The 708-nt window shown below is 60.9% G+C and carries 1 pseudogene; it reads left to right on the top strand.

Annotation, left to right across the window (positions count from 1 at the left end):
• Nucleotides 1–117: 117 nt before the first annotated feature.
• Nucleotides 118–708, top strand: a pseudogene (locus tag AC0L2Z_RS35375) (oxidoreductase); the annotation flags it as partial.

Genomic DNA, 708 nt, shown 5'->3' with positions numbered 1-708 from the left:
GATCCGGAGCTTTTTTGGGGCATTCGCGGTGGCGGTGGGAATTTCGGTGTCATAACCCGCTTCAGGTTCCGGCTGCATCAGCTTGGCCCGGTGGCTGTCGGCCATTGGACGTACCCGATGGCCGACGCGCAACGCGCAATCACAGGCCTCGGCGATTTGGCTCGACAACGCCCGCGAGAGTTCTCCGTCGCTTTTACTCTCGCGCGAGGAGGCTTGAGCGTGACTGCGGTGTGGGTGGGCGACAGCAGGCGGGCGGATCAGATGCTTTCGCCCTTCGGCGAGCTTGCAGGTGTGGGTGAAGGAGAGATGGGCGCCATGCCGTTTCTTCACCTGCAAAGTCGCAACGACGCTCATTTCGCCTGGTCACGCCGGTATTACGCGAAAGGTGGTTTCTGGTCGGATATCACCGGTGACGTAGTGGATGCTATGCTGCAGCAGATTGCCTCGGCACCAACCAAGGATTGCGAGTTCTACATAACGCAGCTTGGAGGCGCTGTTGCCGACGTGCGGGACGAAGACACCGCCTATTCCGGAAGGCAGGCCGGCTATTACTGGATTGCGGAGCCCGTATGGGACGATCCGGCAGACGACGAGCGTTGCATCGAATGGGGCAGGTTCGCAGCAGGGCGCGTGGCCGATCGGTCCATAGCCGCCAACTATGTCAACGAGCAATCCGATACTGCCATTGCTTCGGGTGCCTATGGAGCC

The organism is Mesorhizobium sp. WSM4850, from assembly GCF_055811735.1.
This window is presented reverse-complemented; position numbering and strand designations above follow the sequence as displayed.